At 30.9% G+C, this 2,210-nt stretch carries 1 protein-coding gene; it reads left to right on the top strand.

Features of this window, described 5'->3' with window-relative positions:
- Positions 1-30 precede the first annotated feature (30 nt).
- Positions 31-2,210, top strand: a 2,180-nt coding sequence (locus ACI32A_RS04500; RefSeq protein ID WP_439753836.1) for a type IIG restriction enzyme/methyltransferase, incomplete at its 3' end; no start/stop codon positions are given.

Here is a 2,210-nt window from a genome sequence, read left to right as displayed (position 1 = left end):
ATAATTCCATGTACAAGGAGTGAAATACCGATGAAGAAAACAATTATTGATGCATTGAAAGCATATGACGAACGTTACTATAGAGAACGACTGGACTCGTCCACACTAAATACCTTTGGGAAAGAATTGGAGAATTATGCGTTAAAAATCAATCAAGCTGTAAAGCAAAAAGAAAATGAGGAATATTTTAAAAATATTGTTAATGATTTTTTAAAGAGAAATTTTTATCAAAACGAAAGATATACGATTAATACGGATAAGTACATTGACAGTACCATAAAATATGATGGTCAGTTATTGGCACTGCTAGAAACGAAAAAACCGGATAATAGGTCAGAAATGCTCACTGAGAATTCAGTTAACCGTAAGGCGTTATGGGAATTGATTTATTACTATCTCGTTGCAACACGAGATACTACAGGGTTTAAGGTTCGTATGAATCCCAATACGGAAATCCGAAGATTAATTGTTACCAATTCCGTAGATTGGTTTATTTTTGATGCAAATGATATTGAAAAATACTGTACTGGCTATTTGGAGAAAACCTACTTCAAATATTGTAACAATCAGTTAAATTACGCCAAAGACACCAACAAATTTTATCAAGAAATAAAAAATCATCTTGAAAAAGTTGATATCACGGAAAAATTGGATTTTGTCCATTTTAATTTGAATGACACATATAAAAAGAAAAGGGAATGGAAAAATCTATATAAGATTTTCAGTAACTTTTATCTTTTGAAGGATGTTTATAAACCTACAGAAAAAGCCCATGTATTAAATAACAAATTCTATCAGGAATTATTATATATACTGGGACTTAAGGAAATCAAAAAAAATGGAAAGAATGTAATTGTCATTGATACGGAAACAAAAAATTCAATGGCTGAACAGGTTTATCGTAAGTATATTGATGACAAAGAAGCACCGACAGAGATTGCATTTGAAAATACATTTGAATTGATTATCATCTGGATCAACAGGCTGTTGTTCATTAAACTATTTGAAGGACAATTGGTAACATTTAATTCAAATGAATCTTGTTACCGTATCCTTGATAATGACAAGATTGAGTCTTTTCAGAATTTGCAAGATTTATTTTTCAATGTATTAGGAAAACGAGAACGTACAGAAACCGAATTCTACAACAAATTTTCTGAAATTCCGTATTTAAATAGTTCTTTGTTTGAAAAACAGGAAATTGAAAAAAGAGATATCAACATTAATGACCTGAAGAATGCACCATTAACATTGAAATCACATTCTGTATTGGCAAATAAGAAAATCAAGGAACTTCCGCTGCTGCAATATATTATTGATTTCTTAAACAGTTATGATTTTGGTGCATACGCTTCAGAAGAAGGGGTTTTAGAACACGGAAAAGATATTATCGATGCATCTGTTTTAGGATTGATTTTCGAAAAAATTAATGGATATAAAGACGGATCATTCTATACACCAAGTGAAATAACAGAATACATGAACAAGGAAACGTTGGAGCGTATTGTCATTCAAAAGATTAATCAAGAAATGCATTGGCATTGTAAAACGATGGATGACTTAAAATTTGAAATAGACTCTGCAAGAAATTTGACTCTATATCAGAAACTTAATGAAATTATCAATTCTATTCGTATATGTGATCCAGCCGTTGGTTCGGGACATTTTCTGGTATCTGCATTAAATCGTCTGATTGCAATAAAAGCAGATTTGGGAGTAATTTTTATTCATGGTACAACAAGGCTGTTACGGGATTACGATATTTATGTTAATGACGATACCTTAATTGTTGAAGATGCCCAAGGACAAGATTTTGTGTATGATAAAAATAGTGTTGCGTCACAGCAGATACAGGAAACATTGTTTGTAGAAAAGAAAACAATCATTGAAGAATGTTTGTTTGGTGTAGATTTAAATGCAAAAGCGGTTCATATTTGTCAGTTAAGATTATGGATTGAGCTTCTAAAAAATGCATATTACAAGAATGGAGTGATGGAGACTTTACCTAATATAGATATTGATATAAAGGTTGGCAATTCTCTTATCAATAAGATACCTTTTGTAATAGGTAAACGTGTAGGTAGCAAAGACACAGGATTTATATTAGATTCAACGGCACAAAAAATATTGCGTGAATATAAGAAAAATGTTAAAGCATATAAATCCGAATCCAATAAAGCGCAAAAAGAAAAAATCAAACAGACAATAAC

It is taken from the genome of Floccifex sp. (assembly GCF_051873555.1).
Classification (GTDB): domain Bacteria; phylum Bacillota_I; class Bacilli_A; order Erysipelotrichales; family Erysipelotrichaceae; genus Floccifex.
Note: the sequence above shows the minus strand (reverse complement) of the source record. Positions and strands in the feature narration are given on the sequence as shown.